We start from the raw sequence: 26,625 nt of genomic DNA on the forward strand, positions 1-26,625 counted from the left end.
GTAGACGGGGGCTACAGATGGACGACCGGGCAGGTCAGGGTGCGGGTGATCCCGTCCACCTGCTGGACCTTGGCGACCACCATGCGGCCGAGTTCGTCGACGGTGTCGGCCTGGGCCCGCACGATGACGTCGTAGGGTCCCGTCACGTCCTCGGCCTGGATGATCCCAGGGATCTTGCTGATCGTCTCGGCGACGACCGAGGCCTTCCCGACCTCGGTCTGGATCAGGATGTACGCCTGTACCACGGAACCTCCAGGGCGGCCACGAGGATCATGTGGGGAAAAGGAACGCCACGGTATCGCGTCGCCGCTCGCCGCGGGGAGACCCGGGGGACCCGGGTCTTGCGCGCCGGGGCCGGTGTCCGGCAGAACAAGACGGTCACCTCGACGGTAGCGAGGACCGCAACGCCCCGCGACCGGGCACGGACAGGGACAGAAGGGGAGCAAGAGCAATGAAGGGCACTGTTGGTGAGCTCGGTGAGTTCGGGCTCATCAGGGAGCTCACCTCCCGTCTGACCACCACACCGGCCGTCCGGGTCGGCCCCGGCGACGACGCCGCCGTGGTGGCCGCGCCCGACCGCAGGGTCGTGGCCAGCACGGACATCCTGGTGGAGGGCCGGCACTTCCGCCGCGACTGGTCGACGGCCTACGACGTGGGCCGCAAGGCGGCCGCGCAGAACCTCGCCGACATCGCCGCCATGGGTGCCGTCCCGACCGCGCTGCTGCTGGGCCTGGTCGTCCCGGCCGAGCTGCCGGTGACCTGGCCGAGCGAGCTGATGGACGGCCTGCGCGACGAGTGCCAGGTCGCGGGCGCCGCGGTCGTCGGCGGCGACGTCGTACGCGGCGACTCGATCATGGTCTCGATCACCGCGCTCGGCGACCTGCGCAACCAGGAGCCGGTGACCCGGGCGGGAGCCCAGCCCGGCGACCTCGTCGCGGTGACCGGCTGGCTCGGCTGGTCGGCGGCCGGGTACGCGGTGCTCTCGCGCGGCTTCCGCTCGCCCCGGGCGTTCGTGGAGGCCCACCGGCGCCCGGAACCCCCGTACCACGCCGGTCCGGCCGCCGCCGGGCTCGGGGCGACCGCGATGTGCGACGTGAGCGACGGGCTGATCGCCGACCTCGGGCACATCGCCGAGGCCAGCAAGGTGCGCATCGACGTCCGTTCCCAGGCGATCGACATCCCGTCGCAGATGAACGACATCGGGCAGGCCGTCGGCGTCGACCCGATGCAGTGGGTGCTGACCGGGGGAGAGGACCACGCCATCGTGGCGACCTTCCCGCCGGACGTGAAGCTGCCCGCCCGCTGGAAGGTCATCGGCGAGGTCCTCAACCCCTCGGCGCTGCCGCAGGTGACGGTCGACGGTGCGCCGTGGACCAGCAAGGGCGGCTGGGACCACTTCGGGGACCTCGACTCATGATCCCCAACGTCCTCACGGTGGCGGGCTCCGACTCCGGCGGAGGCGCCGGCATCCAGGCCGACCTCAAGACGATGCTGGCGCTCGGTGTGCACGGCATGAGCGTCCTCACGGCCGTGACCGCGCAGAACTCCCTGGGCGTGCAGGGCGCCTGGGAACTGCCGGTGGAGGCCGTCCGGGCCCAGTACCGCAGCGTCGTCGACGGCATCGGCGTACGGGCCGTCAAGACCGGCATGCTCGCCTCGGCGGAACTGGTCGAGGCGGTGGCCGAGTTGCTCGCGGGGACGGACGCCCCGGCGGTCGTCGACCCGGTCGGCGTCTCCAAGCACGGCGACTCCCTGCTCGCCGCCTCCGCACTGGACTCGGTGCGCACGAAGCTGCTGCCGTTGGCGACGGTGGCGACCCCCAACCTCGACGAGGTGGCGCAGCTGACCGGTGTGCGCGTGGAGTCGGAGGCGCAGCTGCGGGACGCCGCGGCGGCCGTGCTGGACCACGGCCCGCGCTGGGTGCTGATCAAGGGCGGCCACCTGTCCGGTGACGCCGTGGACCTGCTCACGGACGGTTCCGAGGAGCACTGGCTGCGAGCGCCGCGGCACGACAACCGCCACACCCACGGCACCGGCTGCACCCTGGCCTCCGCGATCGCCGCGCAGCTCGCCAAGGGCGACACCGTCCCCGAGGCGGTGGCGGCCGCGAAGGACTACGTCACCGGGGCGATCGCGGCCGGCTTCGCGCTCGGCGGCGGCATCGGGCCGGTGGACCACGGCTGGCGCTTCCGCAGCGGCTCGTGACCGCCCGCGCCTGTGCCGGCTGCCGGCGCGGCCGCGGGTACGCCAAAGAGCCGGTCCACCTGGGTGGACCGGCTCTACAGCGAACCAGCAGTGGCCGCGCGCTAGCGGAGCGTCAGCGCGAGACCTTGCCGGCCTTGATGCACGAGGTGCAAGCGTTCACGCGCTTCGGCGTCCCGCCCACCACGGTACGCACGCGCTGGATGTTCGGGTTCCAGCGACGGGACGTACGGCGGTGCGAGTGCGAGATGTTGTTGCCGAAGCCCGGCCCCTTGCCGCAGACGTCGCAGTTGGCAGCCACGGGTCACTCCAAAGACTTCAGATGCACTTACGGTTGATCCCGGCATGCCGGGATCGAGATCCTTGGACTCGGAAGCCGGCTGGATCTGAGTGGCGCTGCCAGGGGGAAGGCCCGATCGGATCGGGCAACCGGAGCAGCATACAACGGCTGCACCCGTGAAGCGAAACTACCATGGCAGCTCAGGGGCCCGCCCCGGCCCTCTTCCGGTGGACGGCGCCCCCGGGGTCTACGCTGCCTGCCACGTCCAGCAGCTCAGGGAGGCGCAGTGGCGCAGGTGCCGCAGACATTCTTCGATGCTCTCGCGGTGCGCACCTGGTGCGGCCTCGCGCTGGAGACCCTGGGACGGGCCCGCGAGGAGATCGACGCGATCAACGTCTACCCGGTGGCGGACGGGGACACCGGCACGAACCTGTACCTCACGGTGGAGTCCGCCGCCGGCGCCGTGGAGGCGGTTTTCGCCGGGCACGCGGCAGGCGCGCCCCTGCCGGCGAAGAGCGGTCACGACGGCCCCGCCCTCGCCGACGCCCTCCCGACCCCCGCCGACGCCGGCCCGACCCTCGCCGACGCGGTCCGGGCGATGGCGCACGGGGCGCTCATCGGCGCCCGCGGGAACTCCGGCACGATCCTCGCGCAGCTGCTGCGCGGCATGGCCCAGGTACTGGCCGGCTGCGAGAGCGCGCAGGCGGGCGGCCACGACCTGTGCCTCGCCCTGAGGCACGCGGCCGACTCGGCCCGTGAGGCCGTCGCCCATCCTGTCGAGGGCACCGTCCTCACGGTCGCCTCGGCCGCCGCCGACTCGGCCGAGTCCGCCGGGGGCGACTGCGGGACGGTGGCCCGGGCGGCCTACGCGGGAGCCAGCACGGCCCTCGCCGAGACGCCCTCGCGGCTGCCCGTCCTGGAACGCGCCGGGGTGGTCGACGCCGGGGGGCGGGGGCTGGTCGCGGTGCTCGGAGCGCTGGTGGAGACCTTCACGGGGGAGCGGCCGCGCGGACCGGTCGCGCACGCGGGGCGCGTCCCGGAGGCCCGGGGTTCCGGCCACGGGGCCGCGGAGGCGGCCGGGGCGGCCGAGCGGGTCCGGGTCGTCGAAGCCTCGCGGGCGGCGGAGGCGGTGGGCGCCGCCGGAGCGCACGCGCGCGTGGGGGCGCAGCCGGACCCCGGTGGCCCGCAGCTGCCCTCCGGCGCCGGGCACGAGGAGGACTCCGGTGAGTGGGACGTCACGCCCGGTGCCGATCGGGGCGGGCAGGACGTCCGGGGCGGCGGCGGTGACGAACCGCACGCGCGCGTGGTGCCGCCGGCGGACGCCGTCGCGGCGTGCGCCGATCCGGGCCGGGCCCCCGGTGACGCGACGACCCACGGCCCGGACGGGCCCGCCTTCGAGGTGATCTACCTCCTGGAGGCCGAGGACGCGGCGGTCGCGCGGCTGCGCGGGCGGCTCGACGCCCTCGGGGACTCGCTCGTCGTCGTCGGCGGTGACGGACTCTGGAACGTCCACGTCCACGTCGACGACCCGGGCGCCGCCGTCGAGGCCGGCATCGAGGCCGGACGGCCGTACCGCATCCGCATCACCCACTTCGGTGCCGGTGACGTGCACACCACCGGCGCCGAGCGGCCGCCCCGGGAGCGTGCCCAGCGGGCCGTCGTGGCCGTCGTGCCCGGCGAGGGCCTGGCCGGGCTGTACGCCGAGGCCGGGGCGACGACCGTGCTCGCCCGCCCCGGGGAACCGCCGGCCAGCGGGGAGCTCGTCCAGGCCCTGCGGCGGGCCCACGCGCGCGAGGTCGTGCTGCTGCCCAACGACGCCGAGCTGCGTCACACCGCCGCGGCGGCCGCCGAGCAGGTCCGTACGGAGGGCGTCCGCGTGGCCCTCATCCCGACCCGGTCGGCGATCCAGGGCATCGCCGCACTCGCGGTGCACGAGCCGGAGCGGCGCTTCGACGAGGACGTCGTCTCGATGACCTCGGCGGCCGGTGCCACCCGGTACGCCGAGGTCACGGTCGCCGAGCACGAGTCCTGGACGATGGCCGGCATCTGCCAGGCCGGGGACGTCCTCGGCCTGATCGACGGGGACGTGGCCGTGATCGGCCCGGACCTCACCACGACCGCCGAGACCGTCCTGGAGCGGATGCTCGCCGCCGGGGGCGAGATGGTCACCCTGGTGCTCGGCGAGGACGTGCCCGACGCCGTCGCCCAGTACCTCGAGGGCCGGGTCCGCGAGGGGTACCTCGCCGTCGACACCGTCGTGTACCGGGGCGGGCGGCAGGGTGCCCTGCTCCTCATCGGCGTGGAGTAGGAGCAGCGCGGTCAGGCCGACCGGTCCGTCAGCAGGCGGAGCAGCCGTTCGGCCTCCGTCCGCCGGGCCGCCACCGTCTCCCGCTCACTCTCGGAGCCGTCCAGGCCGTCCCCGTCGCCGCAGCCGCCGTAGGTGTCGTACCCGTCGTAGGCGGCGAGCACCCCACGCGCGCGTGCCCGGGCCTCGATGGTGCGGGCGAGGCCGGCCTCCAGCCGTCCCGCCGCGAGTTCGGCGCCCGTGCGGTCGTGCAGGGCGGCCGGCCCGAGGGAGGCGAACACCCCGACCGACCGCATCAGGTGGGCGTGTGCCTCCTCCAAGGCGGCCCGTGCGGCGCCGCTTTCGGGGTCCTCGGGGTCCTCGCCGGTCGCCGCGGCCAGCAGGTCGCCGAACTGGCGGTGAGTGTCGCCCAGTTCGGCGGTGAGCCGCTGCCGGGTCTCCTCGTCCGCGGCGGCCTCCCGTGCCCTCTCGCACTCCCGGACCGCGCTCGCCATGAGCTCCCGCGCCCGGGACGGATCCTCGCCCGCGTCGACGGCCAGCCAGGCGCGGGCGCGCAGGGCGCGGACCACGCCGGGGGTGTCGCCGAGAGCACGCCAGAGGTCGCCCGCGCGCGTGTAGGCCCGGTCCGCCTCGGCGGTCAGTCCCGCCTGCCCGAGCGACTCCCCGGCCAGGTGGGTCAGCGTCGCGTGGTCGTGCTGCTCCGGCCAGGGGCGGGCGATCCCGGCGGCCCGCAGGCGCCGTTCGGCGGCGGCCCGGTGCTCGCCCAGTTCCTCCAGGCAGTCGCCGAGCCACCACAGCGTCTGCACGACCACCTCCTCGCCGTGCGTCTCGGCGTCCAGGTCGGGCAGCGCGCACTCCAGCACCTCCGCGGCCTCGGCCCACCGGCCCTGCAGCAGCAGGAAACCGCCGAGCTGCTGCCGGGCCCAGGCGCCCAGCGACGCGCTCTCCCCGGCCTCGTCGGCCCAGTGCGCGGCCTGGAGGGCGTGCGCCGCGGCCTCCGCGGCGTCGCCCCGGCCCCCCGTCACCTCGGCGAGCTGCAGGTGCAGCCGGGCCCGTCCGGGCGGCTCCAGCTGGGCTCCGCCGTGCTCCAGGGCCGCCCGCAGCGCGCGCTCCGTCTCCCGCGCGTCGCCGAGCTGGTGCGCCAGGGTGGCGAGCCGGGCCTCGTACTCGACCGCGAACCAGGGCAGTCCCGCCGCGACGAACGCCGCCGCCCCCTGCGTGAACAGCTCGGCCGACGCCCGCAGGTCCCCGGCCAGCTGGGCCAGTTCACCGAGCATCGCCCGCGCCTCGGCGACCCGGGCGGCCAGCCGCACGTCCTCGCCGCCCCGCTCCCCGACCAGCGCCGGCACCTCGCGGACGGCGGCCTCCGCGTCGGCCCGCGCCGCTGCGGCCCGCGCCGCCTCGCCCCCGGGTCCGGCGGCCGCGTGCGCCGCGCGCATCAGCACCCGTGCCCGGGACATCAGGACCGACGCCGTCTGCCGCAGACCCGTGCCGCCCGCCGCGTACAGCGCCAGGACCTCCTCGTACGGACCGGCGACGGAGGCCGTCGCGGCGGTGACCTCTCCGGCCAGCGCCCGCACGTATGCGGCACGCGCGCGTGCCGCCAGGGCCTCTCCCGGATCACCCGCCGCCGCGTACAACGCCGCGGCCCGCTCGAACAGTTCGGCACCGTCCGGACCGAGGTCCGTCGCCGTGTGCTCGGCGATCTCGGCCCGGTCGCGCGCCTCCAGCCCGGCGCCCACGGCTTCGGCGGCTCGAGCGACGGCGGCCCACGCCTCCACGGCTCCGGGCCGCAGGGTGTCCGAGAGCCGCCGCGCTTCGGCCAGCAGGGCGGGCAGGTCCGGCCGCGTGGCGGCGGGAGCGGGAGCCGGCGGGGGAGCGGGCACGGGAAGCGGCCGGGCCGCGCGCACTCCCAGCGGCAGCCGGTCCACCAGCGGCTCCTGCGCCATCCGCGCGCGGGCGCGCTCACCCACGTACGCCGTGCCGTTGCGCGCGTCGAAGCGGGCGGCCAGGGCGAGGGCGTCCGCACGCGCGTGTACGGCGAGTACGCCCGCGGTCCACTCCCGGCCGGCCGGGCCCGGCACCCGGAGGTCGCCGAGTCCGCGTGCCACCAGTCGGTCCATGAGCAGGGTGACCACGCTCAGGAACTCCAGCCTGCTGCGCGGGTTCCCGTCGTCCGTGAAGAACGCCGGCCGCCCGGCGAGCAGCTCCAGCCCCCGCGCCTCGTTGCCGGTCAGCGCGCAGAACTCCACGTGCTCCGCGTGGGCGCCCCGCATGCTCTCCAGGTTCCGGACGAGCCGGAAGCCCCGCAGGTGCCCGGCGACGGCCTCGTCCGCACGGCCCAGCCGCAGCAGCGGCAGCAGGGACGACGCCAGGACCGTGTGGGGTTCGTGGGCGCAGGCGTACTCGCCTTCCAGCATGGGCCGCCACAGCCGCAGCGCCTGCGCGTCCCGGCCCCGCTCGGCCTGCCACCAGCCCTGCCCGTGCAGTTCGCACGCCGGGCAGTCCGCCATGCCGTCCCGGTCGGCGGCCAGCCACGCGGCGTACGCCCGCCCGGCCCGCTCCAGGTCCCCGACGTGGGCCGCGACCCGGTGCTCGGCGCTGCGCACGGCCCGTTCGGAGTACCCGGCGAGCCGGTAGCGGCGCTCCATCTCGCCGAGGCACTCCTCGACCGAGGCGAGCGGCACGTCCGGCTGGTCGAGCAGGCCGACGCAGACCCACTTGAACACCCAGTGCAGCGACCGGGCCTCGTGCGCGTCGAAGTCCCCGGGCCGCTCGTCCCACATGCGCAGCAGACGCGTGAACGGGGCGAACGTCCTGCCCCTGTCGCCGCTGTGGTGGCAGACCCTCACCTGGTGCCCGAGCGCCTCGACCAGGGCCTGCGGCTCGCCGAGGCCCTCGGCCGCCGCCACCAGCTCCTGCGCGCGCGTGTTGCGGTCCGGGCCCTCCGGTCGCCCCGCGTTGTCCGCCATGGCCCGGCGCAGGGCGTCGATGTCCTGGATCCCGCTCATACGTGGGCGTCCTCACGGTGGGCGGGCGCCGCCGGCAGGCCGGCGCACGCCCGGTCGGGCGGCCGGACCCCGGGTCCCGGGCGGTCGCAGGGCAGGTCCGCCCGGTCGCGCGGACCGGCCCGGAAGGCGGCAGGGAGGAGGTGCGAGGGAAGGGCCGGCGAAGGCAGTGATCTCTGGGAATCCATCTTCACGGCGCCGGCGCGGGACTCGCCGCGGCGCGGGGTCGGGCGGCCCGGGAGGAGACGGTGACCGCGGGAGAAAGAGCCGGTAGCGCGTCATCCTAGGGCCCGGTTCACCCGCCTGAGCAGCAGTTTCCCGGATCTTTACGACGGCGGCGCCCGGGGCCTTGCAGACCGATGTCAGTGACGTGGTGTGCAATGGATCTCGTGCCCGCACTGGAAGAACCCCTGCGCCAACCGCTGAAGTCGGTGCTCGGCCCCGCCACCGCGAAGGTGATGGCCGAGCACCTCGGCCTGCACACCGTCGGAGACCTGCTCCACCACTACCCGCGCCGCTACGAGGAGCGCGGGCAGCTCACCCACCTCGCGGACCTCCCCCTGGACGAGCACGTCACGGTGGTCGCCCAGGTCGCCGACGCCCGGCTGCACACCTTCGCCTCCGCCAAGGCCCCGCGCGGCAAGGGCCAGCGCCTGGAGGTCACGATCACCGACGGCAGCGGCCGGCTCCAACTGGTCTTCTTCGGCCACGGCGTTCACAAGCCCCACAAGGAGCTCCTGCCGGGCACACGCGCGATGTTCGCGGGCAAGGTCTCCGTCTTCAACCGCCGTCTGCAACTCGCCCACCCGGCATACGAGTTGCTGCGCGGCGACCCCGACGAGCCCAGCGCGTCCGTCGAGTCCTGGGCGGGCGCCCTGATCCCGATCTACCCGGCCACCGCGAAACTCGAGTCCTGGAAGATCGGCAAGGCGGTCCAGACCGTCCTGCCCACCGCCCAGCAGGCCGTCGACCCGCTCCCGGTCCCGCTGCGCGAGGGCCGCGGACTGGTCCCCCTGCCCGAGGCCCTGCTGAAGATCCACCGCCCGCAGACCAAGGCCGACATCGAGGACGCCCGCTCCCGCCTCAAGTGGGACGAGGCCTTCGTCCTGCAGGTCGCCCTCGCCCGCCGCCGCCACGCGGACGCCCAACTCCCCGCCGTCCCCCGCAGACCCGCCCCGGACGGCCTCCTCACCGCCTTCGACTCCCGTCTCCCCTTCACCCTCACCGACGGCCAGCAGCGCGTCTCCCGGGAGATCTTCGACGACCTGGCCACCTCCCACCCGATGCACCGGCTGCTGCAGGGAGAAGTGGGCAGCGGCAAGACGATGGTGGCCCTGCGGGCCATGCTCGCCGTCGTCGACGCGGGCGGGCAGGCCGCCATGCTCGCGCCCACCGAGGTGCTCGCCCAGCAGCACCACCGGTCCATCGTGGAGATGATGGGCGAACTCGCCGAGGGCGGCATGCTCGGCGGCTCCGAGCAGGGCACCAAGGTCGTGCTGCTGACCGGGTCCATGGGCGCCGCCGCCCGCCGCCACGCCCTGCTCGACCTCACCACCGGCGAGGCCGGCATCGTCATCGGCACGCACGCGCTCATCGAGGACAAGGTGCAGTTCCACGACCTGGGCCTGGTCGTCGTCGACGAACAGCACCGCTTCGGCGTGGAGCAGCGCGACGCCCTGCGGGGCAAGGGCAAACAGCCCCCGCACCTGCTGGTGATGACGGCCACGCCCATTCCGCGCACGGTCGCGATGACGGTCTTCGGCGACCTGGAGACCTCCGTCCTCGACCAGCTCCCCGCCGGCCGCTCGCCGATCGCCAGCCACGTCGTCCCGGCCGCCGACAAGCCGCACTTCCTCGCCCGCGCCTGGGAACGGGTCCGCGAGGAGGTGGGCAACGGCCATCAGGCCTACGTCGTCTGCCCGCGCATCGGCGACGAGGAGGACACCCCGGGCAAGGCCGGCCGGAAGAAGGCCCAGCAGCCCCCCGAGGACGCGGCGGACAAGCGCCCCCCGCTCGCGGTGCTCGACGTGGCGGACCAGCTGGCCAAGGGACCCCTTCAGGGGCTGACGGTCGAGGTCCTGCACGGCCGGATGCACCCGGACGACAAGGACGCCGTCATGCGCCGCTTCGCCGCCGGCGAGACCGACGTCCTGGTCGCCACGACCGTCATCGAGGTCGGCGTCAACGTCCCCAACGCCACCGCCATGGTCATCATGGACGCCGACCGCTTCGGCGTCTCCCAGCTCCACCAGCTGCGCGGCCGCGTGGGCCGCGGCTCCGCCCCGGGCCTGTGCCTGCTGGTCACCGAGATGCCCGAGGCGAGCCCGGCCCGCCAGCGCCTGGGCGCGGTCGCCGCCACGCTGGACGGCTTCGAACTCTCCCGCATCGACCTCGAACAGCGCCGCGAGGGCGACGTCCTCGGCCAGGCCCAGTCGGGCGCCAGGACCTCCCTGAAGGTCCTCGCCGTCATCGAGGACGAGGAGATCATCGCGGAGGCGAGGGAGGAAGCGACGGCCGTGGTGGCCGCCGACCCGGAGCTGACCCACCTCCCGGCCCTACGGACGGCTCTGGACGCCCTCCTGGACGAGGAGCGTGAGCAGTACCTGGAGAAGGGGTGAGTGGACTGACTCTCTTTCAGGAGCGCGGGGACTTGCGCGACCAGCCACAATGGACCTGAAGCCGCCCACGACCAAGGACCGAAGATGACCCGCGTGATCGCCGGCGCAGCCGGTGGACGTCGCCTGGCGGTACCCCCAGGCACCGGCACCCGCCCCACCTCCGACCGCGCGCGCGAAGGCCTCTTCTCCACCTGGCAGTCCCTCCTCGGCGGCCCCCTGGACGGCGAACGCGTCCTGGACCTTTACGCGGGATCGGGAGCCGTCGGTCTGGAAGCCCTCTCCCGGGGCGCCGGCCACACCCTCCTCGTCGAAGCCGACGCCAGGGCCGTCCGCACGGTCCGCGAGAACGTGAAGAACCTCGGCCTGCCCGGCGCCGAGGTCAGATCAGGCAAAGCCGAACAGATCATCCGCTCCGCGCCCCCGGCCGAGCCGTACGACCTGGTGTTCCTGGATCCGCCGTACGCCGTCACGGACGACGATCTTCGGGAGATCCTCCTCACACTCCGCTCGGAGGGCTGGCTCGCCGCGGAAGCCCTCGTCACCGTGGAGCGCAGCACCCGAGGCGGGGAATTCCGGTGGCCCGAGGGCTTCGCACCTCTGCGGGCCCGTCGCTACGGCGAGGGAACGTTTTGGTACGGTCGCGCCGCCTCTACGTGCGAAGACGCACGATGACCGGACCGGAGAGCGAGGGATCACAAGTGCGCCGCGCCGTCTGTCCCGGGTCGTTCGACCCGATCACCAACGGACACCTCGACATCATCTCGCGCGCCTCCAGGCTGTACGACGAGGTCTACGTCGCGGTGATGATCAACCAGTCCAAGAAGGGACTGTTCGAGATCGAGGAGCGGATCGACCTGATCCGCCGGGTCACCGCCGAGTACGGCAACGTCCGCGTGGAGGCCTTCCACGGCCTGCTCGTCGACTTCTGCAAGCAGCGCGACATCCCCGCCATCGTCAAGGGCCTGCGCGCGGTGAGCGACTTCGACTACGAGCTGCAGATGGCCCAGATGAACAACGGCCTGTCCGGGGTGGAGACCCTCTTCATCCCCACCAACCCCACCTACAGCTTCTTGTCGTCCTCCCTGGTCAAGGAGGTCGCGACCTGGGGCGGCGACGTCTCCCACCTGGTGCCCGCGGAGGTCCTCGGGGAGCTCACCGAGCGCCTGCGCAAGGACTGACGCGTCCCCGGCACCCCGCCGGAGACCTGACGACCCGTCACCCGGTGTTCCCCGGCGCCCCGTGGCCGTACAGTCGTCCCGTCCGTCTCCAACGCATCTGTAGAGAGTGGCGAGCACACGGTGGACGTGCAGAAGAAGCTCGACGGGATCGTCGCCGCGGTCTCCGGCGCCCGGTCCATGCCCATGTCGGCCTCGTGCGTGGTCAACCGCGCCGAGCTGCTCGCGATGCTGGAGGAGCTGCGCGCGGCGCTGCCCGACTCCCTCGCCGAGGCCCGGGAGCTGATCGGCGACCGTGAGCAGATGGTCGAGCAGGCCCGCCAGGAGGCCCGGCGGATCATCGACAGTGCGCACGCCGAGCGCGGTTCGCTGATCTCCGGCACCGAGGTCGTCCGCCGCTCGCAGGCCGAGGCCGACCGGATCCTCGCCGAGGCCCGCCAGGAGGCCGAGGAGGTCCGCGCCGAGGCGGACGAGTACGTCGACTCCAAGCTCGCCAACTTCGAGGTCGTCCTCACCAAGACCCTCGGCTCCGTCGGCCGCGGCCGCGAGAAGCTCCTCGGCACCGGCCCGGGCACCGACGAGCAGGGTTACGAGGACGAGGACTCCCCCGAGCGCAGCCACGACCCGGACACCCAGCGGCGCACCGCCGACGAGTACGTCGACGCCAAGCTCGGCGCCTTCGAGGCGGTCCTCGCCAAGACCCTGGAGGCCGTCGGCCGGGGCCGGCAGAAGCTGCACGGCCGGATCGCCACCGACGACCTCGGCGCCCTCGCCGACGACGCGAGCACGATCCAGCACTCCAGCGACGCCGACTACCTCGCCGACCTGGCGGCCCTGGCCGCCGAGCCCCCGGCCGAGCGCCCTGCCGCACCGCAGGAGGACTACGCCCAGCCGCAGCCTGCGTACGGCTACGGGCAGCAGCCCGACCCCTACGCGGACTACGCCCAGCAGCCCTACGCCGCCCAGCCCGACCCGTACGGCTACCCGCAGGCCGATCCCTACTCCGCCTCTGGCTACGCCCCGGCGGCAGACGGCCACTTCCAGGGCTACGACCCCCAGCAGGCGGCCTACGACCCGCACCAGGCCCAGCAGCAGGCGCAGCACGCCCAGCAGCAGGTGCACCAGGCACAGCAGGCCCAGGGGTACGCCCTGGACGAGACCAGCCTCTTCGACACCAGCATGATCAGCGCCGAGCAGCTGCGGGCCTACGAGCAGGGGCGCGGCCAGGGCTGAGCACCGGATTGGGCCGACAGCGAAAGGTCCAGTATCCTGGCTCTTCGGTCGCGCGTACGTCCGCGATCCACGCTGCCCGAAGGACACCGAGGGGCAGCGTCCCCCTGAGCTCGAAAGACCGAAAGCAGGAATGGCTCTGAACGCCCGCCTCGACCACCGCAACCCCCTCGTGTTCGACACACACGAGCTGGGCCGGCGGCCTGGTGCGCTGCAGCGCCTGTCCCGTACGGTCGACGCTCCCAAGGACTTCGGTATCAAGGGAGTCATCGGAGTGCCGGAAGGCGCCCCGGTGGAGCTCGACCTCCGGCTGGAGTCGGTCATGGAAGGGGTGCTCGTCACAGGCACCGCCCGTGCCAGGGCCGAGGGGGAGTGCGTAAGGTGTCTGGAGCCGCTCGAGCAGGAGCTCGAAGCGGACTTCCAGGAGATGTTCTCGTACCCTGACGCCGACGACCGGGGCCGCGTGATCGCGGAACCGGGCGACGACGCCGAGGACGACGAGGACAGGCTCCATCTCGAGGACGGCCTGTTCGACCTCGAGCCCGTGCTGCGTGATGCGGTGGTGCTCGCACTGCCGATGCAGCCGGTGTGCCAGGAAGACTGCCCTGGTCTGTGTGCCGAGTGCGGCGCACGGCTGGCGGACGACCCGGACCACCACCATGACGCCGTCGACATCCGTTGGGCGGCACTGCAGGGACTCGCCGACACCATGTCGGACGGCGAGAAGGACGAGATGAGCGGCGCTGACGCGCAAGCGGGCGTCGACGAGAAGCAGGAGAAGTAGCCGTGGCTGTTCCGAAGCGGAAGATGTCGCGCAGCAACACGCGCCACCGCCGGTCGCAGTGGAAGGCTGCGGTCCCCACCCTGGTTGCGTGCGAGCGCTGCCACGAGCCCAAGCAGCAGCACATCGCGTGCCCGTCTTGCGGCACCTACAACAAGCGCCAGGTCCTCGAGGTCTGAGCGGCTGGTGAGAGGCACTGTGTCCACGCCTAAGAACAAGTCTTCCCGTGTGAGCGGGAGTGCTCCGGCGGACAATCAGGCCTCGTCCCACACGCTTCTGGAAGGGCGGCTCGGCTACCAGGTCGAGTCCGCCCTTCTGGTGCGAGCACTGACCCACCGGTCGTACGCATACGAGAACGGCGGTCTGCCGACCAACGAGCGTCTGGAGTTCCTCGGGGACTCCGTCCTCGGCCTCGTGGTCACGGACACGCTGTACCGCACCCACCCGGACCTGCCAGAAGGCCAGCTGGCCAAGCTGCGGGCCGCGGTGGTCAACTCGCGTGCGCTCGCCGAGGTGGGCCGCGGGCTCGACCTGGGCTCCTTCATCCGGCTCGGCCGCGGTGAAGAGGGCACGGGCGGGCGGGACAAGGCGTCCATCCTGGCCGACACCCTCGAAGCGGTGATCGGCGCGGTCTACCTCGACCAGGGACTGGACTCGGCGGCGGAGCTGGTGCACCGCCTGTTCGACCCCCTGATCGAGAAGTCCTCGAACCTGGGAGCCGGCCTGGACTGGAAGACCAGTCTCCAGGAGCTCACCGCGACCGAAGGACTCGGTGTTCCCGAGTACCTGGTCACGGAGACCGGCCCCGACCACGAGAAGACCTTCACTGCTGCCGCCCGCGTCGGAGGCGTCTCGTACGGCACCGGCACCGGCCGCAGCAAGAAGGAGGCGGAGCAGCAGGCCGCCGAGTCCGCGTGGCGGTCCATCCGGGCCGCGGCGGACGAGCGCGCCAAGGCGGCCGAGGCCGCCGAGGCGACGCAGGCGGCCGCGGCCCAGGCCGCCCACGCGACCGTCGACGGCAGCGGCGTCGACGGCTGACGCACCGGCCGCCCCCTCGGCGGGCGGCCGGCCACAGCACAGCGCATCCGAGCGCCCGCCCCCGCCGGGGTGGGCGCTCGGGTCGTCCGCACGTACGTGACGGGGGAGTCCCATGCCCGAGTTGCCCGAGGTCGAGGTCGTACGGCGCGGACTCGAGCGGTGGGTCGCCCACCGCACCGTCGCCGACGCCGAGGTGCTGCACCCGCGCGCGGTGCGCCGCCACCTCGCGGGCGCCGAGGACTTCGCACACCGGCTGGCGGGCCATCGCATCGGCGTCCCCAGCCGCCGCGGCAAGTACCTGTGGCTGCCCCTGGAGGACACCGACCAGTCGGTCCTGGCCCACCTCGGCATGAGCGGCCAGCTGCTGGTGCAGCCGCGTACCGCGCCGGACGAGAAGCACCTGCGCATCCGGGTCCACTTCACCGACACCGCGGACACCGAACTGCGCTTCGTCGACCAGCGCACCTTCGGCGGGCTGTCGCTGCACGAGACCACCCCGGACGGGCTCCCCGACGTCATCGCGCACATCGCCCGCGACCCGCTCGACCCGCTCTTCGACGACGAGGCGTTCCACCAGGCCCTGCGCCGCAAGCGGACCACGATCAAGCGGGCTCTGCTCGACCAGTCGCTCATCAGCGGAGTCGGCAACATCTACGCGGACGAGGCGCTGTGGCGCTCCCGCCTCCACTACGAGCGCGCGACCGCGACCCTCACGCGCCCGCGCACGCTGCAACTGCTCGGTCACGTGCGGGACGTGATGAACGCGGCCCTCGCCGTGGGCGGTACCAGCTTCGACAGCCTGTACGTCAACGTCAACGGCGAGTCGGGCTACTTCGACCGGTCCCTCGACGCGTACGGCCGGGAGGGCCTGCCGTGCCGGCGCTGCGCGACGCCCATGCGGCGGCGGCCCTGGATGAACCGGTCGAGCTACTTCTGCCCGAAGTGTCAGCCGGTGCCGCGCGTCTCGTCGTAACGCCGGCGGGCCTCCAGCACGTCGTCCATCCGCCCCTCCACGAAGTGGATGAGGGTCAGCAGACGCTCGGCGACCCCGCGTCCCAGGGGCGTCAGCTCGTAGTCCACGCGGGGCGGGTTGGTGGGCTGCGCCTCGCGGTGCACCAGGCCGTCCCGCTCCAGGGCGTGCAGCGTCTGGGACAGCATCTTCTCGCTGACGCCGTCGACGCGGCGGCGCAACTCGTTGAAGCGCAGCGAGCCCTCGTACAGGGCGCCGAGCGTCAGTCCGCCCCAGCGGCCCGTGACGTGCTCCAGGGTGCCGCGCGAGGGGCAGGCCTTGGCGAACACGTTGTACGGGAGGCCGTCCAGCCCCTCCGTCGGCTCCTGGGTGGTGGTCATGCAGCAAGCCTACGTCAACGCAGCGCTATCTGACAGGTTGCACTAACCAGAAGTTAGTGCTTTCCTTTGGTCATTGTCAGCGACCTGCTCATTCGAGGAGCCCTCACGTGACCACCCCTGTCGTCTCCCTGGCCTATCACTCCGGTTTCGGCCACACCGCCGTCCTCGCCGAGGCCGTCCGGGCCGGTGCCCTGGAGGCCGGCGCCGACGTGCATCTGATCAAGGTGGACGAGATCACCGACGAGCAGTGGGCGGTGCTGGACCGCTCCGACGTCATCGTCTTCGGCTCGCCGACCTACATGGGCACGGCCTCCGGTGCCTTCCACGTCTTCGCGGAGGCCACCTCCAAGCGCTGGGCCACGCAGGCCTGGAGCGGCAAGCTGGCCGCCGGCTTCACCAACTCGGCCTCCAAGAGCGGAGACAAGCTGCACACCCTGCAGTTCTTCCAGATCCTCGCCGCGCAGCTCGGCATGCACTGGGTCAACCTCGGCCTGCTGCCCGGCTGGAACAGCACGACCGGCTCGGAGAACGACCTGAACCGCCTCGGCGTCTTCGCGGGCGCGGCCGCCCAGACCAACGCGGACGAGGGCCCCGAGGCCGTCCACAAGGCCGACATCGCCACGGCGGAACACCTGGGCCGCCGCGTGACGGAAACGGCGAGGGTGTTCCTCCGGGGGCTGGCCGCGGCGTGAGCGGCATCGGTGCCAGGGGAGCCGCCGGGCCGGGCCCCCACCCGCCGACCATGTCGCCGACCGGGTTCAGTTCGACTGCTTCTCCGGGCGCCCCGGGCCGCAGCCGTAGGTCAGACCCCGACCACGATCGGGATCGCATCGGGTCGGCCGTAACCGAGGATGCGCGTCAGGGCCTTCCTCATGCGGACCACGTCCGCCGCTGGTGCACGAAGCACCGCCTCGACCACCGGGTCGTCCAGGAACAAGGACTCCAAGGAGTCGAGGTCGAACGTGACCCGCAGGATGTCTCCCTCGAGCTCGACCGTGCGCACGCATCCGTACGCGGTGCCTTGGTCGGGGGTGACCACACAGTGCGAGTCGGTGCCGTTGCGGATGTTCTGCTCATCGGGTTGTCCCGCGCGGCACTGGAACTCGAGCGCGAAGCCCTGTCCGTCGTCCGACTCGGCAACTCCGGCGGTCAGGGCGTAGACCTCCGGCCCAGGCTCGTGGCACCCATAGGCGATGTCCGCAGTGAATCTGTAGGTCACACGCGTGTTCTATCAGGTGCGATGGAGCTCTGACCTGCCGTTACCTCAGTAGCCGAAGTTCTGCGTCCACCAAGGGCCGCCCGAGCCGAGCTCGACGCCGACGCCCAGGGTCTTGAAGTCGCAGTTCAGTATGTTCGCGCGGTGGCCGGGGCTGTTCATCCAGGCGTCCATCACGGCCGCCGCGTCGGCCTGGCCGCGGGCTATGTTCTCGCCGCCGAGGTTGGATATGCCGGCCTTCTCCGCCCGGTCCCACGGCGTGCGGCCGTCGGGGTCGGTGTGGTCGAAGAAGCCCCGCGCCCGCATGTCCTCGCTGTAGCTCTGCGCGAGGCCCGTCAGCGCGCTGTTCGCGGCGACCGGGCGGCAGCCCACCTTGGCCCGCTCCTCGTTCACCAGGGCGAGCACCTGGGCCGCGGCCGAGGACTCCCCGGACAGCGACGCGGAGGCATCGGGCTTCTTCGGCGCGCTCGTCGCCGTACGGGAGGGCGTGTCGTCCGGCTTCTGGCTGGGCGTGGCCGCCGGCTTCTTCCGCTCCGGCTTCCCGTCCTTCTCGTCCCTCGTCTTCTCGGCCTTCTCCGGCGTCTTGCTCGGCGCCGGCGAGGACTTCGAGGCGGACGGCGACGGAGACACGGTGCGCTCGGCGTCCCGGCTGGCCGGCGCGCTCTCGCGGCTGTCGGCGCTGCCGGACGTGCCGCCCTGCTCGACCGGCGTGTTCGTCGGCGTGTCGCCGGCCTGCACCTCGTCGGCGCCGCTGGTGCCGCCCAGCTTGTAGTTGTCCAGGCCGGGCACCGCGCCCGTGGCGACCGCCACCGTGCCGAGGGCCACGGCCGCGGAGACGCCCAGCAGCCCGGTGCGCACCGGGCGGGCGGCCTTCTTGCGGCGGCGGTGCGTACCGGCGCGGCGGGCACCGCTGTCGGGCGTGAAACCGTCGCCGGCCCCGCCGAAGCCGTCGCCCCGGAAGGCGTCACCGGCGAAAGCGGTCGTCTCCACGAAGCGGTCGTCCGCCCCGTACCCGTCCGCGGTGGGCCCGTCCGCCCCGAACAGGTAGGCCTCGGTGCTGGCGTAGGTGCCGGCGTACGCCTCGGGGTTCAGGTAGGGCGCGATGCCCATCGTCGGAGCGTCGTCCGCGGTGGAGTACAGCGGGTCGTGGCCCTCCGCGAAGCCGTCGGCGTGGGTGAACCCCGTGGCGCGGCCCTCGGCGGCGCGGCCGTCGGCGGAGCGTCGGTGGCGTCCCATGTCCTGGCCTTCCTCGTCCTGGCGGTCGACTCGTCCTCGAGATCAACACGAAACTCACTCGATCGTGTGAGTTTCATATGAGATGCGTTGAGGGGGGACGGTACCGCATGGCGCGTGGGGAGGAAGTGCCCGGAGCGATTCGGGGCGGTTAGGTTGCACCCATGAGCGAGGATGTGCGACTGGTCGCCTGGGTGCGGGGACGCGTCCAAGGTGTGGGTTTCCGCTGGTTCACGCGGGCCAAGGCGCTGGAGATCGGCGGCTTGAGTGGCTTTGCTCTCAATTTGGGCGACGGACGCGTCCAAGTGGTCGCCGAGGGGTCCCGTGAAGGCTGCGAAGGTCTGCTCGCCTGGCTCCAGGGCGACGACACGCCCGGACGCGTGGACGGCGTCACCGAGATGTGGGACACACCGCGCGGCGGCTACGAGGGCTTCGCCATCCGCTGACCGGGACGCCCCGGCGGCCCCGGACCCGGTGCGGGGTGCGCCGCCGGGCCGGGGTCGAAAACGGAAAGTCGCTGGTGGTTGCCGAGAACCCCTTGCGCCGGAAGACTTCGGCGGCAAGGATGATCGCCACGCCCCCGGGGCCCGCAGAAGCCGCCACGCCGCCGTCGAACGCCGTGTGCGCCCGGGTCGTCCGCCAATACGGGGTGTGATCGTGTTGACCGTCAAACTTTTTGGTGAGACGCTGAAAGCACCCCGCGCACCTTAGCTGTTTGGCATGGCTGAACGGCAGCACAACTCCAGGCCCTGCCAAGACTGCGGGTGCGAATCCCTCACGACCCACACCGCATCGGTCGGTCACTCATTGTGGAGGACCATCCATCATGGCAAAGGCGCTTCTCGGTTACGTCGGCGGCTCCGACCCGCGACTCCTCGCCGAGATGCGACGGCTCCAGCAGCGCGTCCAGGACCTGGAATCCGAGCTCGTACGGATCCAGGCGGAGAACGAGGCGCTGGCGGCTGCCGCTTCTCACGACAGGATCATGGAGAGCGTTGACGCACACCAGGCGGAGCCTGCGCTGACCTGATCACTGCACCGCTCCACATCGGCACAGCAGCGGTCGGGCCGCCCGTCACAACCGCCACGTTGTCAGAAGTGCAAGGGACGCCACCGGCGTCCCTTCTTTCTTCCCCCCGGTGCATCCTCACTGTCTTCAACGTCTGGTCTGCCCTCCGTGTTCAACGGCGAAACCGCGGGTTCATGGAGTGAGACGAAACCGGGCGGTAGAGTCCGGCGGCGTGCACCTCAAGGCCCTGACCCTCCGTGGGTTCAAATCCTTCGCCTCCGCGACCACCCTCCGGTTCGAACCCGGGATCACGTGCGTCGTCGGACCGAACGGCTCGGGCAAGTCCAACGTCGTCGACGCGCTCAGCTGGGTCATGGGCGAGCAGGGCGCCAAGTCGCTGCGCGGCGGCAAGATGGAGGACGTCATCTTCGCCGGCACCACCGGCCGCCCGCCGCTGGGCCGCGCCGAGGTGTCGCTGACCATCGACAACTCCGACGGGGCGCTGCCCATCGAGTACGCCGAGGTCACCATCACGCGGATCATGTTCCGCAACGGCGGCAGCGAGTACCAGATCAACGGCGACACCTGCCGTCTCCTCGACATCCAGGACCTGCTCTCCGACTCCGGCATCGGCCGGGAGATGCACGTCATCGTCGGCCAGGGCCAGCTCGACTCCGTCCTGCACGCCGACCCCATGGGGCGCCGCGCCTTCATCGAGGAGGCCGCCGGCGTCCTCAAGCACCGCAAGCGCAAGGAGAAGGCGCTGCGGAAGCTGGACGCGATGCAGGCCAACCTCGCGCGCGTGCAGGACCTGACGGACGAGCTGCGCCGCCAGCTCAAGCCCCTTGGCCGCCAGGCGGCGGTCGCGCGCAGGGCCGCCGTCATCCAGGCCGACCTGCGCGACGCCCGGCTGCGCCTCCTCGCCGACGACCTGGTACGGCTCCGGGAGGCCCTCGACGCCGAGATCGCCGACGAGGCCGCGCTGAAGGAGCGCAAGGAGGCCGCCGAGCAGGAGCTGCGCAAGGCCCTGCAACGCGAGGCCCTCCTGGAGGACGAGGTCCGCCGGCTGACTCCGCGGCTGCAGCGCGCCCAGCAGACCTGGTACGAACTCTCCCAGCTCGCCGAGCGCGTGCGCGGCACCGTCTCGCTGGCCGACGCCCGCGTGAAGAGCGCCACCTCCGCGCCCCCCGAGGAACGGCGCGGCCGTGACCCCGAGGACATGGAGCGCGAGGCCGCCCGCATCCGCGAGCAGGAGGCCGAGCTGGAGGCGGCCCTGGAAGCGGCCGAGCGCGCCCTGGAGGACACGGTCTCCCACCGCGCCGAGCTGGAGCGCGCACTGACCCAGGAGGAACGGCGCCTCAAGGACGTGGCCCGGGCCATCGCCGACCGCCGGGAAGGACTGGCCCGGCTCAGCGGCCAGGTCAACGCGGCCCGCTCCCGCGCGACCTCCGCCCAGGCCGAGATCGAGCGCCTGGCCGCGGCCCGCGACGAGGCGCAGGAACGTGCCGTCACCGCCCAGGAGGAGTACGAGGCCCTCAAGGCCGAGGTCGACGGCCTCGACGCCGGCGACGCGGAACTCGCCGAGCAGCACGAGGCGGCCAAACAGCGGCTCACCGACGCCGAGGCCGCCCTCACGGCCGCCCGCGAGGAACTCACCGCGGCCGAACGCAGGCGCGCCGCCACCCAGGCCCGTCACGAGGCACTCGCCCTCGGCCTGCGCCGCAAGGACGGCACCGGCATACTGCTCGCCGCCCAGGACCGCCTCTCCGGCGTGCTCGGCCCGGCGGCGGAACTGCTGACGGTGACGCCGGGCCACGAGGTCGCCCTGGCCGCCGCGTTCGGGGCGGCCGCGGACGCCATCGCGGTCACGTCCCCGGCATCCGCGGCCGACGCGATCCGGCTCCTGCGCAAACAGGACGGCGGCAGGGCCACCCTGCTCCTGGCAGGAGACGACGCCCTCAGCGGCGCGGAGAACCGCGCGACCGGCCACGACCAGGCCGCAGACGCCCGTCACACCTACGCCGCCGAGCTGGTCCACGGCCCCACGGACCTCATGCCCGCCGTCAGGCGGCTCCTGCACGGCATCGTCGTGGTCGGCACCCTCGAAGACGCCGAAATCCTCGTCTACACCCACCCCCACCTCACCGCCGTCACCGCCGAGGGCGACCTCCTCGGCGCCCACTTCGCCCACGGCGGCTCCGCCGGCGCCCCCAGCCTGCTCGAAGTGCAGGCGTCGGTCGACGAGGCCGCCGCAGAGCTGGAGGAGCTGGCCGTCCGCTGCGCGAAGCTGAGCGACGCGCAGCAGGCCGCCGCGGCGCGACGCGCGGACTGCGCCGCGTCGGTCGAGCAACTGGGGGAGCGGCGCCGGGCCGCCGACCGGGAGAAGTCCGCCGTCGCCCAGCAGCTGGGACGGCTCGCGGGCCAGGCCCGCGGCGCGACCGGTGAGGCCGAGCGCGCCACCGCCGCGGCGGCCCGTGCCCAGGACGCCCTCGACAGGGCGCTGGAAGAGGTCGAGGAACTCGCCGAGCGGCTGGCCGTGGCCGAGGAGATGCCGATCGAGGAGGAGCCGGACACCGCGGTGCGCGACCGGCTCGCCGCCGACGGCGCCAACGCACGCCAGACCGAGATGGAGGCCCGGCTCCAGGTCCGTACGCACGAGGAGCGGGTCAAGGGGCTGGCCGGGCGGGCCGACGCGCTGGACCGGGCCGCCCGGGCGGAGCGCGAGGCACGCGCGCGTGCCGAGCAGCGACGGGCCCGGCTGCGGCACGAGGCGGCCGTGGCCGGCGCCGTCGGATCCGGCGCCCGGCAGTTGCTCGCGCACGTCGAGGTCTCCCTGGCCCGCGCCGAGGCGGAGCGCACCGCTGCCGAGGCCGCCAAGGCCCGCCGCGAGCAGGAACTGGCCCGCGCCCGCACCGAGGGGCGCGATCTCAAGGCGGAACTCGACAAGTTGACGGATTCGGTGCACCGCGGCGAGGTACTCGGCGCCGAGAAGCGGCTGCGGATCGAGCAGCTGGAGACCAGGGCACTGGAGGAGCTGGGTGTCGAACCGGCCGGGCTGGTGGCGGAGTACGGTCCGCGTCAGCTCGTGCCGCCCTCGCCCCCCGCCGAGGGCGAGGAGCTGCCGGAGGACCCGGAGCATCCCCGCAACCGGCCCAGGCCCTTCGTCCGGGCCGAGCAGGAGAAGCGGCTGAAGGCCGCCGAGCGCGCCTACCAGCAGCTCGGCAAGGTCAACCCGCTGGCCCTGGAGGAGTTCGCGGCACTGGAGGAACGCCACCAGTTCCTCAGCGAACAGCTCGAGGACCTGAAGAAGACGCGGGCCGACCTGCTGCAGGTGGTGAAGGAGGTCGACGAGCGCGTCGAGCAGGTCTTCACCGAGGCCTTCCGGGACACGGCCCGTGAGTTCGAGGGCGTCTTCAGCCGGCTGTTCCCCGGAGGTGAGGGGCGGCTGGTGCTGACCGACCCCGACAACATGCTCACCACGGGCGTGGACGTCGAGGCCCGGCCGCCGGGCAAGAAGGTCAAGCGGCTGTCGCTGCTCTCGGGCGGGGAGCGGTCGCTGACCGCCGTGGCGATGCTCGTGTCGATCTTCAAGGCGCGCCCCAGCCCGTTCTACGTCATGGACGAGGTCGAGGCCGCCCTCGACGACACCAACCTCCAGCGGCTCATCCGGATCATGCAGGAGCTCCAGGAAGCCTCGCAGCTGATCGTGATCACGCACCAGAAGCGCACGATGGAGGTCGCCGACGCGCTCTACGGCGTCTCGATGCAGGGCGACGGTGTGTCGAAGGTCATCTCCCAGCGCCTCCGCTAGACAGATGTGGTCTACACCTTTCTCACCTGCACCTCCGTGTGACTTCATTTCTTAAACACATCACCGACACGCTCTCGCGTCGGATTCCCGACCGCGGTCCTATTGACTTCGAAACTTGAAGGCATAGTCTCGGCAACGTTCCTTTTACCTTCAGGTACCTTCAGGTGGCACCTCGAAGGGCTGATCCCCTCCGGCAGCGTTGCCGGTGGCCCCAGGAGTACACGTGACCAGCACAGCGCAGGCACCCAAGTCAGGAGCCGGAACGGCTCATCCCGATCATCTCGGGCACGTCATCTTCATCGCGGCGGCGGCCGCGATGGGCGGTTTCCTCTTCGGTTACGACAGCTCCGTGATCAACGGCGCCGTCGAGGCCATCCGCGACCGCTACGACGTCGGGTCCGCGGCCCTCGCCCAGGTCATCGCCATCGCCCTCATCGGCTGCGCCATCGGCGCCGCGACCGCCGGACGCATAGCCGACCGCATCGGCCGCATCCGGTGCATGCAGATCGCCGCGGTCCTGTTCACCATCAGCGCCGTCGGCTCCGCGCTGCCGTTCGCGCTGTGGGACCTCGCCTTCTGGCGGGTCGTCGGCGGATTCGCCATCGGCATGGCCTCCGTGATCGGCCCGGCCTACATCGCCGAGGTCGCCCCGCCCGCCTACCGCGGCCGGCTCGGCTCCTTCCAGCAGGCCGCGATCGTCATCGGCATCGCCGTGTCGCAGCTGGTCAACTGGGGTCTGCTCAACGCGGCGGACGGCGACCAGCGCGGCAAGCTGATGGGTCTGGAGGCCTGGCAGGTCATGCTGGGCGTCATGGTCGTCCCGGCGATCCTGTACGGGCTGCTCTCCTTCGCGATCCCCGAGTCGCCGCGCTTCCTGATCTCCGTCGGCAAGCACGAGCGCGCCCGCGAGATCCTCACCGAGGTCGAGGGCAAGGACGTCGACCTGAACGCCCGTGTCGCCGAGATCGAGGGCGCCATGAAGAGCGAGCACAAGTCGAGCTTCAAGGACCTGCTCGGCGGCAGCTTCTTCTTCAAGCCGATCGTCTGGATCGGCATCGGCCTGTCGGTCTTCCAGCAGTTCGTCGGCATCAACGTCGCGTTCTACTACTCCGCGACGCTGTGGCAGTCCGTCGGCGTCGACCCCGCGGACTCGTTCTTCTACTCCTTCACCACGTCGATCATCAACATTCTCGGCACCGTCATCGCGATGATCTTCGTCGACCGCATCGGCCGACGGCCGCTCGCGATCATCGGCTCGGTCGGCATGGTCGTCGGCCTGGCGCTGGAGGCCTGGGCGTTCTCCTACCACCTCGTCGACGGCAAGCTGCCGGCCACGCAGGGCTGGGTCGCCCTGATCGCCGCGCACATCTTCGTCCTCTTCTTCGCCCTGTCCTGGGGTGTGGTCGTCTGGGTCATGCTCGGCGAGATGTTCCCCAACCGGCTCCGCGCCGCCGCCCTGGGTGTGGCCGCCGCCGCGCAGTGGATCGCCAACTGGGCCATCACCGCGAGCTTCCCGTCGCTGGCCGACTGGAACCTCTCCGCGACCTACGTGATCTACACGGCCTTCGCCGCGCTCTCGATCCCGTTCGTCCTGAAGTTCGTCAAGGAGACGAAGGGCAAGTCCCTGGAGGAGATGGGCTGAGCCCGTCCCACCCGCTCGGGGAGAAGGGCCACAGTCCCCGCTGCCCCTCTCCCCGTAACCCGCCGCCGCCCCGGTTCGGCCACTGCCCGAGCCGGGGCGGCGGTCTGCCGTCTCACCGGACGCCGGCGCCGCCGTCGATCACCCGGGCGTGCAGGGCCGCCACCTCCAGGTTCCGCAGCGCCTCACCGGTCCCTGCCGGTGCTCCGCGAGCTCTCGTGGTCCGCGCCGGCCGGCACCGGCAGGAAGCGGGCGCCCCCCGAGGCCGGGGCGGGCCGCCGGGGGTGCGCCGGGCCGGAGTTGGGGGTGTGCGGAGTGGGCGGCCGGGGTGGGCGGAGCCGGCGGCCGGGGTGGGCGGAGCCGGCGGTCGGGCGGGGGCCGGTGGGTGAGGCATCCAGAGGTGTGGAGATCCGGCGGCCGCGGCCCTCCGGTGCGGTGCGAGCGGGGTGACCGGGGGAGCCATGACTGATACTGGACGCGTTATGGACATCGTCATCCTTGCTGTAGTCATCGCCGTGGTCGTGCTCGGCGCGCTCGGCGGGCTCATCGTCGGCAGCCGGCGCAAGAAGCAGCTGCCGCCGCCCCCGCCCGCGGCGCCCGACATCACCGCCCCACCGGCCGAGCCGCACGTCGGCGACGAGGCCGAGACGCCGCGGGAGGAACCGCGGCGCACGATAGAGGAGGTGGATCTTCCGGACGGCTCGGCTCCGGTCGTCGTCGAGGAGCCGCCCGCCCCCGAGATCGAGATCCCGGAACCCACCGCCGGCCGTCTGGTCCGGCTGCGGTCCCGGCTCTCCCGCTCGCAGAACGCCCTCGGCAAGGGCCTGCTCACCCTGCTGTCCCGTGAGCACCTCGACGAGGACACCTGGGAGGAGATCGAGGACACGCTGCTCACCGCCGACGTCGGCGTGCAGCCCACCCAGGAACTCGTCGAGCGCCTGCGCGAGCGGGTCAGGGTGCTCGGCACCCGCACCCCCGAGGAACTGCGCACCCTGCTGCGCGAGGAACTGATCACCCTGGTCGGCCGCGACCTGGACCGCGCGGTGAAGACCGAGCCGGAGGACCGCAAGCCCGGCATCGTGATGGTCGTCGGCGTCAACGGCACCGGCAAGACCACCACCACCGGCAAGCTCGCCCGCGTCCTGGTCGCCGACGGCCAGAGCGTCGTCCTGGGTGCGGCCGACACCTTCCGGGCCGCCGCCGCCGACCAGCTCCAGACCTGGGGCGAGCGCGTCGGCGCCTACACCGTGCGCGGACCGGAGGGCGGCGACCCCGCCTCCGTGGCCTTCGACGCGGTCAAGGAGGGCAAGGAGATGGGCGCGAACGTCGTGCTCATCGACACCGCCGGCCGGCTGCACACCAAGACCGGCCTGATGGACGAGCTGGGCAAGGTCAAGCGCGTCGTCGAGAAGCAGGCCCCGGTCGACGAGGTGCTGCTGGTCCTGGACGCCACCACCGGCCAGAACGGCCTCGTCCAGGCCCGGGTCTTCTCCGAGGTCGTGAAGATCACCGGCATCGTGCTCACCAAGCTGGACGGCACGGCCAAGGGCGGCATCGTGGTCGCGGTCCAGCGTGAGCTGGGCGTCCCGGTCAAGCTCATCGGGCTCGGCGAGGGCGCGGACGACCTCGCGCCGTTCGAGCCGGAGGCGTTCGTTGACGCCCTTATCGGGGAGTGACCTCGGCCCTCACCGAGGAACCACCCGCGAGAATCCCTGTGCGCGTGAGAAGCG

Annotated in this window: 23 protein-coding genes; 17 read left to right on the forward strand and 6 right to left on the reverse strand. The window is 72.7% G+C overall.

Annotated elements, in window-relative coordinates; all coding sequences use genetic code 11:
• Positions 1-11: 11 nt before the first annotated feature.
• Positions 12-245 carry an Lrp/AsnC family transcriptional regulator gene (locus tag ACZ4M5_RS28915; RefSeq protein ID WP_381462503.1) on the reverse strand — a complete coding sequence of 78 codons (234 nt, stop codon included), beginning with the start codon at positions 243-245 and terminating at the stop codon, positions 12-14.
• A 206-nt stretch (positions 246-451) separates the two neighbouring features.
• Here ACZ4M5_RS28915 and ACZ4M5_RS28920 point away from each other — a divergent pair, with 206 nt between their 5' ends.
• On the forward strand, positions 452-1,417 hold the full coding sequence (locus tag ACZ4M5_RS28920; RefSeq protein WP_369193537.1) for a thiamine-phosphate kinase: 966 nt from the start codon (positions 452-454) through the stop codon (positions 1,415-1,417).
• The gene (thiD, locus tag ACZ4M5_RS28925) at positions 1,414-2,205 is read left to right on the forward strand and encodes a bifunctional hydroxymethylpyrimidine kinase/phosphomethylpyrimidine kinase (protein ID WP_467741001.1); all 792 of its coding nucleotides are present in this window, start codon (positions 1,414-1,416) and stop codon (positions 2,203-2,205) included. Before ACZ4M5_RS28920 ends, thiD begins: the two co-directional genes overlap by 4 nt.
• 112 nt (positions 2,206-2,317) lie before the next feature.
• On the opposite strand, the gene rpmB is transcribed toward thiD, so the two are convergent.
• The gene (gene rpmB / locus ACZ4M5_RS28930; RefSeq protein WP_003993230.1) at positions 2,318-2,503 is read right to left on the reverse strand and encodes a 50S ribosomal protein L28; all 186 of its coding nucleotides are present in this window, start codon (positions 2,501-2,503) and stop codon (positions 2,318-2,320) included.
• 265 nt (positions 2,504-2,768) lie between these two features.
• Between rpmB and ACZ4M5_RS28935 the strand changes: the two genes are divergently transcribed.
• Entirely contained in the window at positions 2,769-4,790 is a 2,022-nt protein-coding gene (locus tag ACZ4M5_RS28935) for a DAK2 domain-containing protein (RefSeq protein ID WP_467741003.1), read from the forward strand.
• 11 nt (positions 4,791-4,801) lie between these two features.
• On the opposite strand, the gene ACZ4M5_RS28940 is transcribed toward ACZ4M5_RS28935, so the two are convergent.
• On the reverse strand, positions 4,802-7,798 hold the full coding sequence (locus ACZ4M5_RS28940) for a tetratricopeptide repeat protein (RefSeq protein WP_467741005.1): 2,997 nt from the start codon (positions 7,796-7,798) through the stop codon (positions 4,802-4,804).
• Positions 7,799-8,175: 377 nt separating this feature from the next.
• Between ACZ4M5_RS28940 and recG the strand changes: the two genes are divergently transcribed.
• The 8 genes from recG to mutM all read left to right on the forward strand — a co-directional run bounded on the left by recG (position 8,176) and on the right by mutM (position 15,610).
• The gene (gene recG / locus ACZ4M5_RS28945) at positions 8,176-10,413 is read left to right on the forward strand and encodes an ATP-dependent DNA helicase RecG (protein WP_467741007.1); all 2,238 of its coding nucleotides are present in this window, start codon (positions 8,176-8,178) and stop codon (positions 10,411-10,413) included.
• Between the two features lie 84 nt (positions 10,414-10,497).
• Positions 10,498-11,085, forward strand: coding sequence for a 16S rRNA (guanine(966)-N(2))-methyltransferase RsmD (gene rsmD, locus ACZ4M5_RS28950; RefSeq protein WP_467741009.1), 588 nt, complete (start codon positions 10,498-10,500; stop codon positions 11,083-11,085).
• Positions 11,086-11,111: 26 nt separating this feature from the next.
• The gene (gene coaD, locus ACZ4M5_RS28955) at positions 11,112-11,591 is read left to right on the forward strand and encodes a pantetheine-phosphate adenylyltransferase (RefSeq protein ID WP_398107096.1); all 480 of its coding nucleotides are present in this window, start codon (positions 11,112-11,114) and stop codon (positions 11,589-11,591) included.
• Between the two features lie 120 nt (positions 11,592-11,711).
• Positions 11,712-12,821, forward strand: coding sequence for an ATP synthase F0 subunit B (locus ACZ4M5_RS28960; protein ID WP_467741011.1), 1,110 nt, complete (start codon positions 11,712-11,714; stop codon positions 12,819-12,821).
• A gap of 130 nt (positions 12,822-12,951) precedes the next feature.
• Complete coding sequence (locus ACZ4M5_RS28965) at positions 12,952-13,602, forward strand: YceD family protein (protein WP_467741013.1); 651 nt, start codon at positions 12,952-12,954, stop codon at positions 13,600-13,602.
• A gap of 2 nt (positions 13,603-13,604) precedes the next feature.
• On the forward strand, positions 13,605-13,778 hold the full coding sequence (gene rpmF / locus ACZ4M5_RS28970) for a 50S ribosomal protein L32 (protein ID WP_003951102.1): 174 nt from the start codon (positions 13,605-13,607) through the stop codon (positions 13,776-13,778).
• Between the two features lie 7 nt (positions 13,779-13,785).
• The gene (rnc, locus tag ACZ4M5_RS28975; RefSeq protein WP_467741015.1) at positions 13,786-14,637 is read left to right on the forward strand and encodes a ribonuclease III; all 852 of its coding nucleotides are present in this window, start codon (positions 13,786-13,788) and stop codon (positions 14,635-14,637) included.
• Between the two features lie 112 nt (positions 14,638-14,749).
• The gene (gene mutM, locus ACZ4M5_RS28980; protein ID WP_467741017.1) at positions 14,750-15,610 is read left to right on the forward strand and encodes a bifunctional DNA-formamidopyrimidine glycosylase/DNA-(apurinic or apyrimidinic site) lyase; all 861 of its coding nucleotides are present in this window, start codon (positions 14,750-14,752) and stop codon (positions 15,608-15,610) included.
• Here the strand turns inward: mutM and ACZ4M5_RS28985 are convergent.
• Positions 15,583-15,987 carry a winged helix-turn-helix transcriptional regulator gene (locus ACZ4M5_RS28985; protein WP_467741019.1) on the reverse strand — a complete coding sequence of 135 codons (405 nt, stop codon included), beginning with the start codon at positions 15,985-15,987 and terminating at the stop codon, positions 15,583-15,585. The two genes, mutM and ACZ4M5_RS28985, sit on opposite strands and share 28 nt — an antisense overlap.
• A 107-nt stretch (positions 15,988-16,094) precedes the next feature.
• Between ACZ4M5_RS28985 and ACZ4M5_RS28990 the strand changes: the two genes are divergently transcribed.
• Positions 16,095-16,679, forward strand: a complete 585-nt coding sequence (locus ACZ4M5_RS28990) for a flavodoxin family protein (RefSeq protein ID WP_467741021.1) — start codon at positions 16,095-16,097, stop codon at positions 16,677-16,679.
• Between the two features lie 110 nt (positions 16,680-16,789).
• Here the strand turns inward: ACZ4M5_RS28990 and ACZ4M5_RS28995 are convergent, their stop codons facing one another.
• Together ACZ4M5_RS28995 and ACZ4M5_RS29000 are read right to left on the reverse strand one after the other, a co-directional pair.
• Positions 16,790-17,206, reverse strand: coding sequence for an Imm10 family immunity protein (locus tag ACZ4M5_RS28995; RefSeq protein WP_467741023.1), 417 nt, complete (start codon positions 17,204-17,206; stop codon positions 16,790-16,792).
• Positions 17,207-17,251: 45 nt separating this feature from the next.
• Positions 17,252-18,439: a CAP domain-containing protein gene (locus ACZ4M5_RS29000; RefSeq protein WP_467741028.1), complete on the reverse strand. Its 1,188-nt coding sequence runs from the start codon at positions 18,437-18,439 to the stop codon at positions 17,252-17,254.
• Positions 18,440-18,600: 161 nt separating this feature from the next.
• Here ACZ4M5_RS29000 and ACZ4M5_RS29005 point away from each other — a divergent pair, with 161 nt between their 5' ends.
• The 5 genes from ACZ4M5_RS29005 (at position 18,601) to ftsY (ending at position 26,571) form a co-directional block, all read left to right on the forward strand.
• Positions 18,601-18,882 carry an acylphosphatase gene (locus ACZ4M5_RS29005; protein WP_369193523.1) on the forward strand — a complete coding sequence of 94 codons (282 nt, stop codon included), beginning with the start codon at positions 18,601-18,603 and terminating at the stop codon, positions 18,880-18,882.
• 380 nt (positions 18,883-19,262) lie between these two features.
• Positions 19,263-19,466: a hypothetical protein gene (locus ACZ4M5_RS29010; protein WP_200262846.1), complete on the forward strand. Its 204-nt coding sequence runs from the start codon at positions 19,263-19,265 to the stop codon at positions 19,464-19,466.
• Between the two features lie 211 nt (positions 19,467-19,677).
• The gene (gene smc / locus ACZ4M5_RS29015; protein WP_467741031.1) at positions 19,678-23,256 is read left to right on the forward strand and encodes a chromosome segregation protein SMC; all 3,579 of its coding nucleotides are present in this window, start codon (positions 19,678-19,680) and stop codon (positions 23,254-23,256) included.
• Positions 23,257-23,479: 223 nt separating this feature from the next.
• The gene (locus ACZ4M5_RS29020; RefSeq protein WP_467741033.1) at positions 23,480-24,898 is read left to right on the forward strand and encodes a sugar porter family MFS transporter; all 1,419 of its coding nucleotides are present in this window, start codon (positions 23,480-23,482) and stop codon (positions 24,896-24,898) included.
• 479 nt (positions 24,899-25,377) lie between these two features.
• Positions 25,378-26,571: a signal recognition particle-docking protein FtsY gene (ftsY, locus tag ACZ4M5_RS29025; protein ID WP_467741035.1), complete on the forward strand. Its 1,194-nt coding sequence runs from the start codon at positions 25,378-25,380 to the stop codon at positions 26,569-26,571.
• Positions 26,572-26,625: the final 54 nt, after the last annotated feature.

Source organism: Streptomyces sp. NPDC026246 (assembly GCF_055567995.1).

Excerpts from the sequence above, each read along its gene's own strand:
- ACZ4M5_RS28985 (WP_467741019.1), bottom strand. The coding sequence starts at position 15,987 with ATGACCACCACCCAGGAGCCGACGGAGGGGCTGGACGGCCTCCCGTAC.
- ACZ4M5_RS29010 (WP_200262846.1), top strand. The coding sequence starts at position 19,263 with ATGGCAAAGGCGCTTCTCGGTTACGTCGGCGGCTCCGACCCGCGACTC.
- thiD (WP_467741001.1), top strand. The coding sequence starts at position 1,414 with ATGATCCCCAACGTCCTCACGGTGGCGGGCTCCGACTCCGGCGGAGGC.
- recG (WP_467741007.1), top strand. The coding sequence starts at position 8,176 with ATGGATCTCGTGCCCGCACTGGAAGAACCCCTGCGCCAACCGCTGAAG.
- mutM (WP_467741017.1), top strand. The coding sequence starts at position 14,750 with ATGCCCGAGTTGCCCGAGGTCGAGGTCGTACGGCGCGGACTCGAGCGG.
- rsmD (WP_467741009.1), top strand. The coding sequence starts at position 10,498 with ATGACCCGCGTGATCGCCGGCGCAGCCGGTGGACGTCGCCTGGCGGTA.
- ACZ4M5_RS28920 (WP_369193537.1), top strand. The coding sequence starts at position 452 with ATGAAGGGCACTGTTGGTGAGCTCGGTGAGTTCGGGCTCATCAGGGAG.
- ACZ4M5_RS28940 (WP_467741005.1), bottom strand. The coding sequence starts at position 7,798 with ATGAGCGGGATCCAGGACATCGACGCCCTGCGCCGGGCCATGGCGGAC.
- ACZ4M5_RS28965 (WP_467741013.1), top strand. The coding sequence starts at position 12,952 with ATGGCTCTGAACGCCCGCCTCGACCACCGCAACCCCCTCGTGTTCGAC.
- ACZ4M5_RS29000 (WP_467741028.1), bottom strand. The coding sequence starts at position 18,439 with ATGGGACGCCACCGACGCTCCGCCGACGGCCGCGCCGCCGAGGGCCGC.
- ACZ4M5_RS29005 (WP_369193523.1), top strand. The coding sequence starts at position 18,601 with ATGAGCGAGGATGTGCGACTGGTCGCCTGGGTGCGGGGACGCGTCCAA.
- ftsY (WP_467741035.1), top strand. The coding sequence starts at position 25,378 with ATGGACATCGTCATCCTTGCTGTAGTCATCGCCGTGGTCGTGCTCGGC.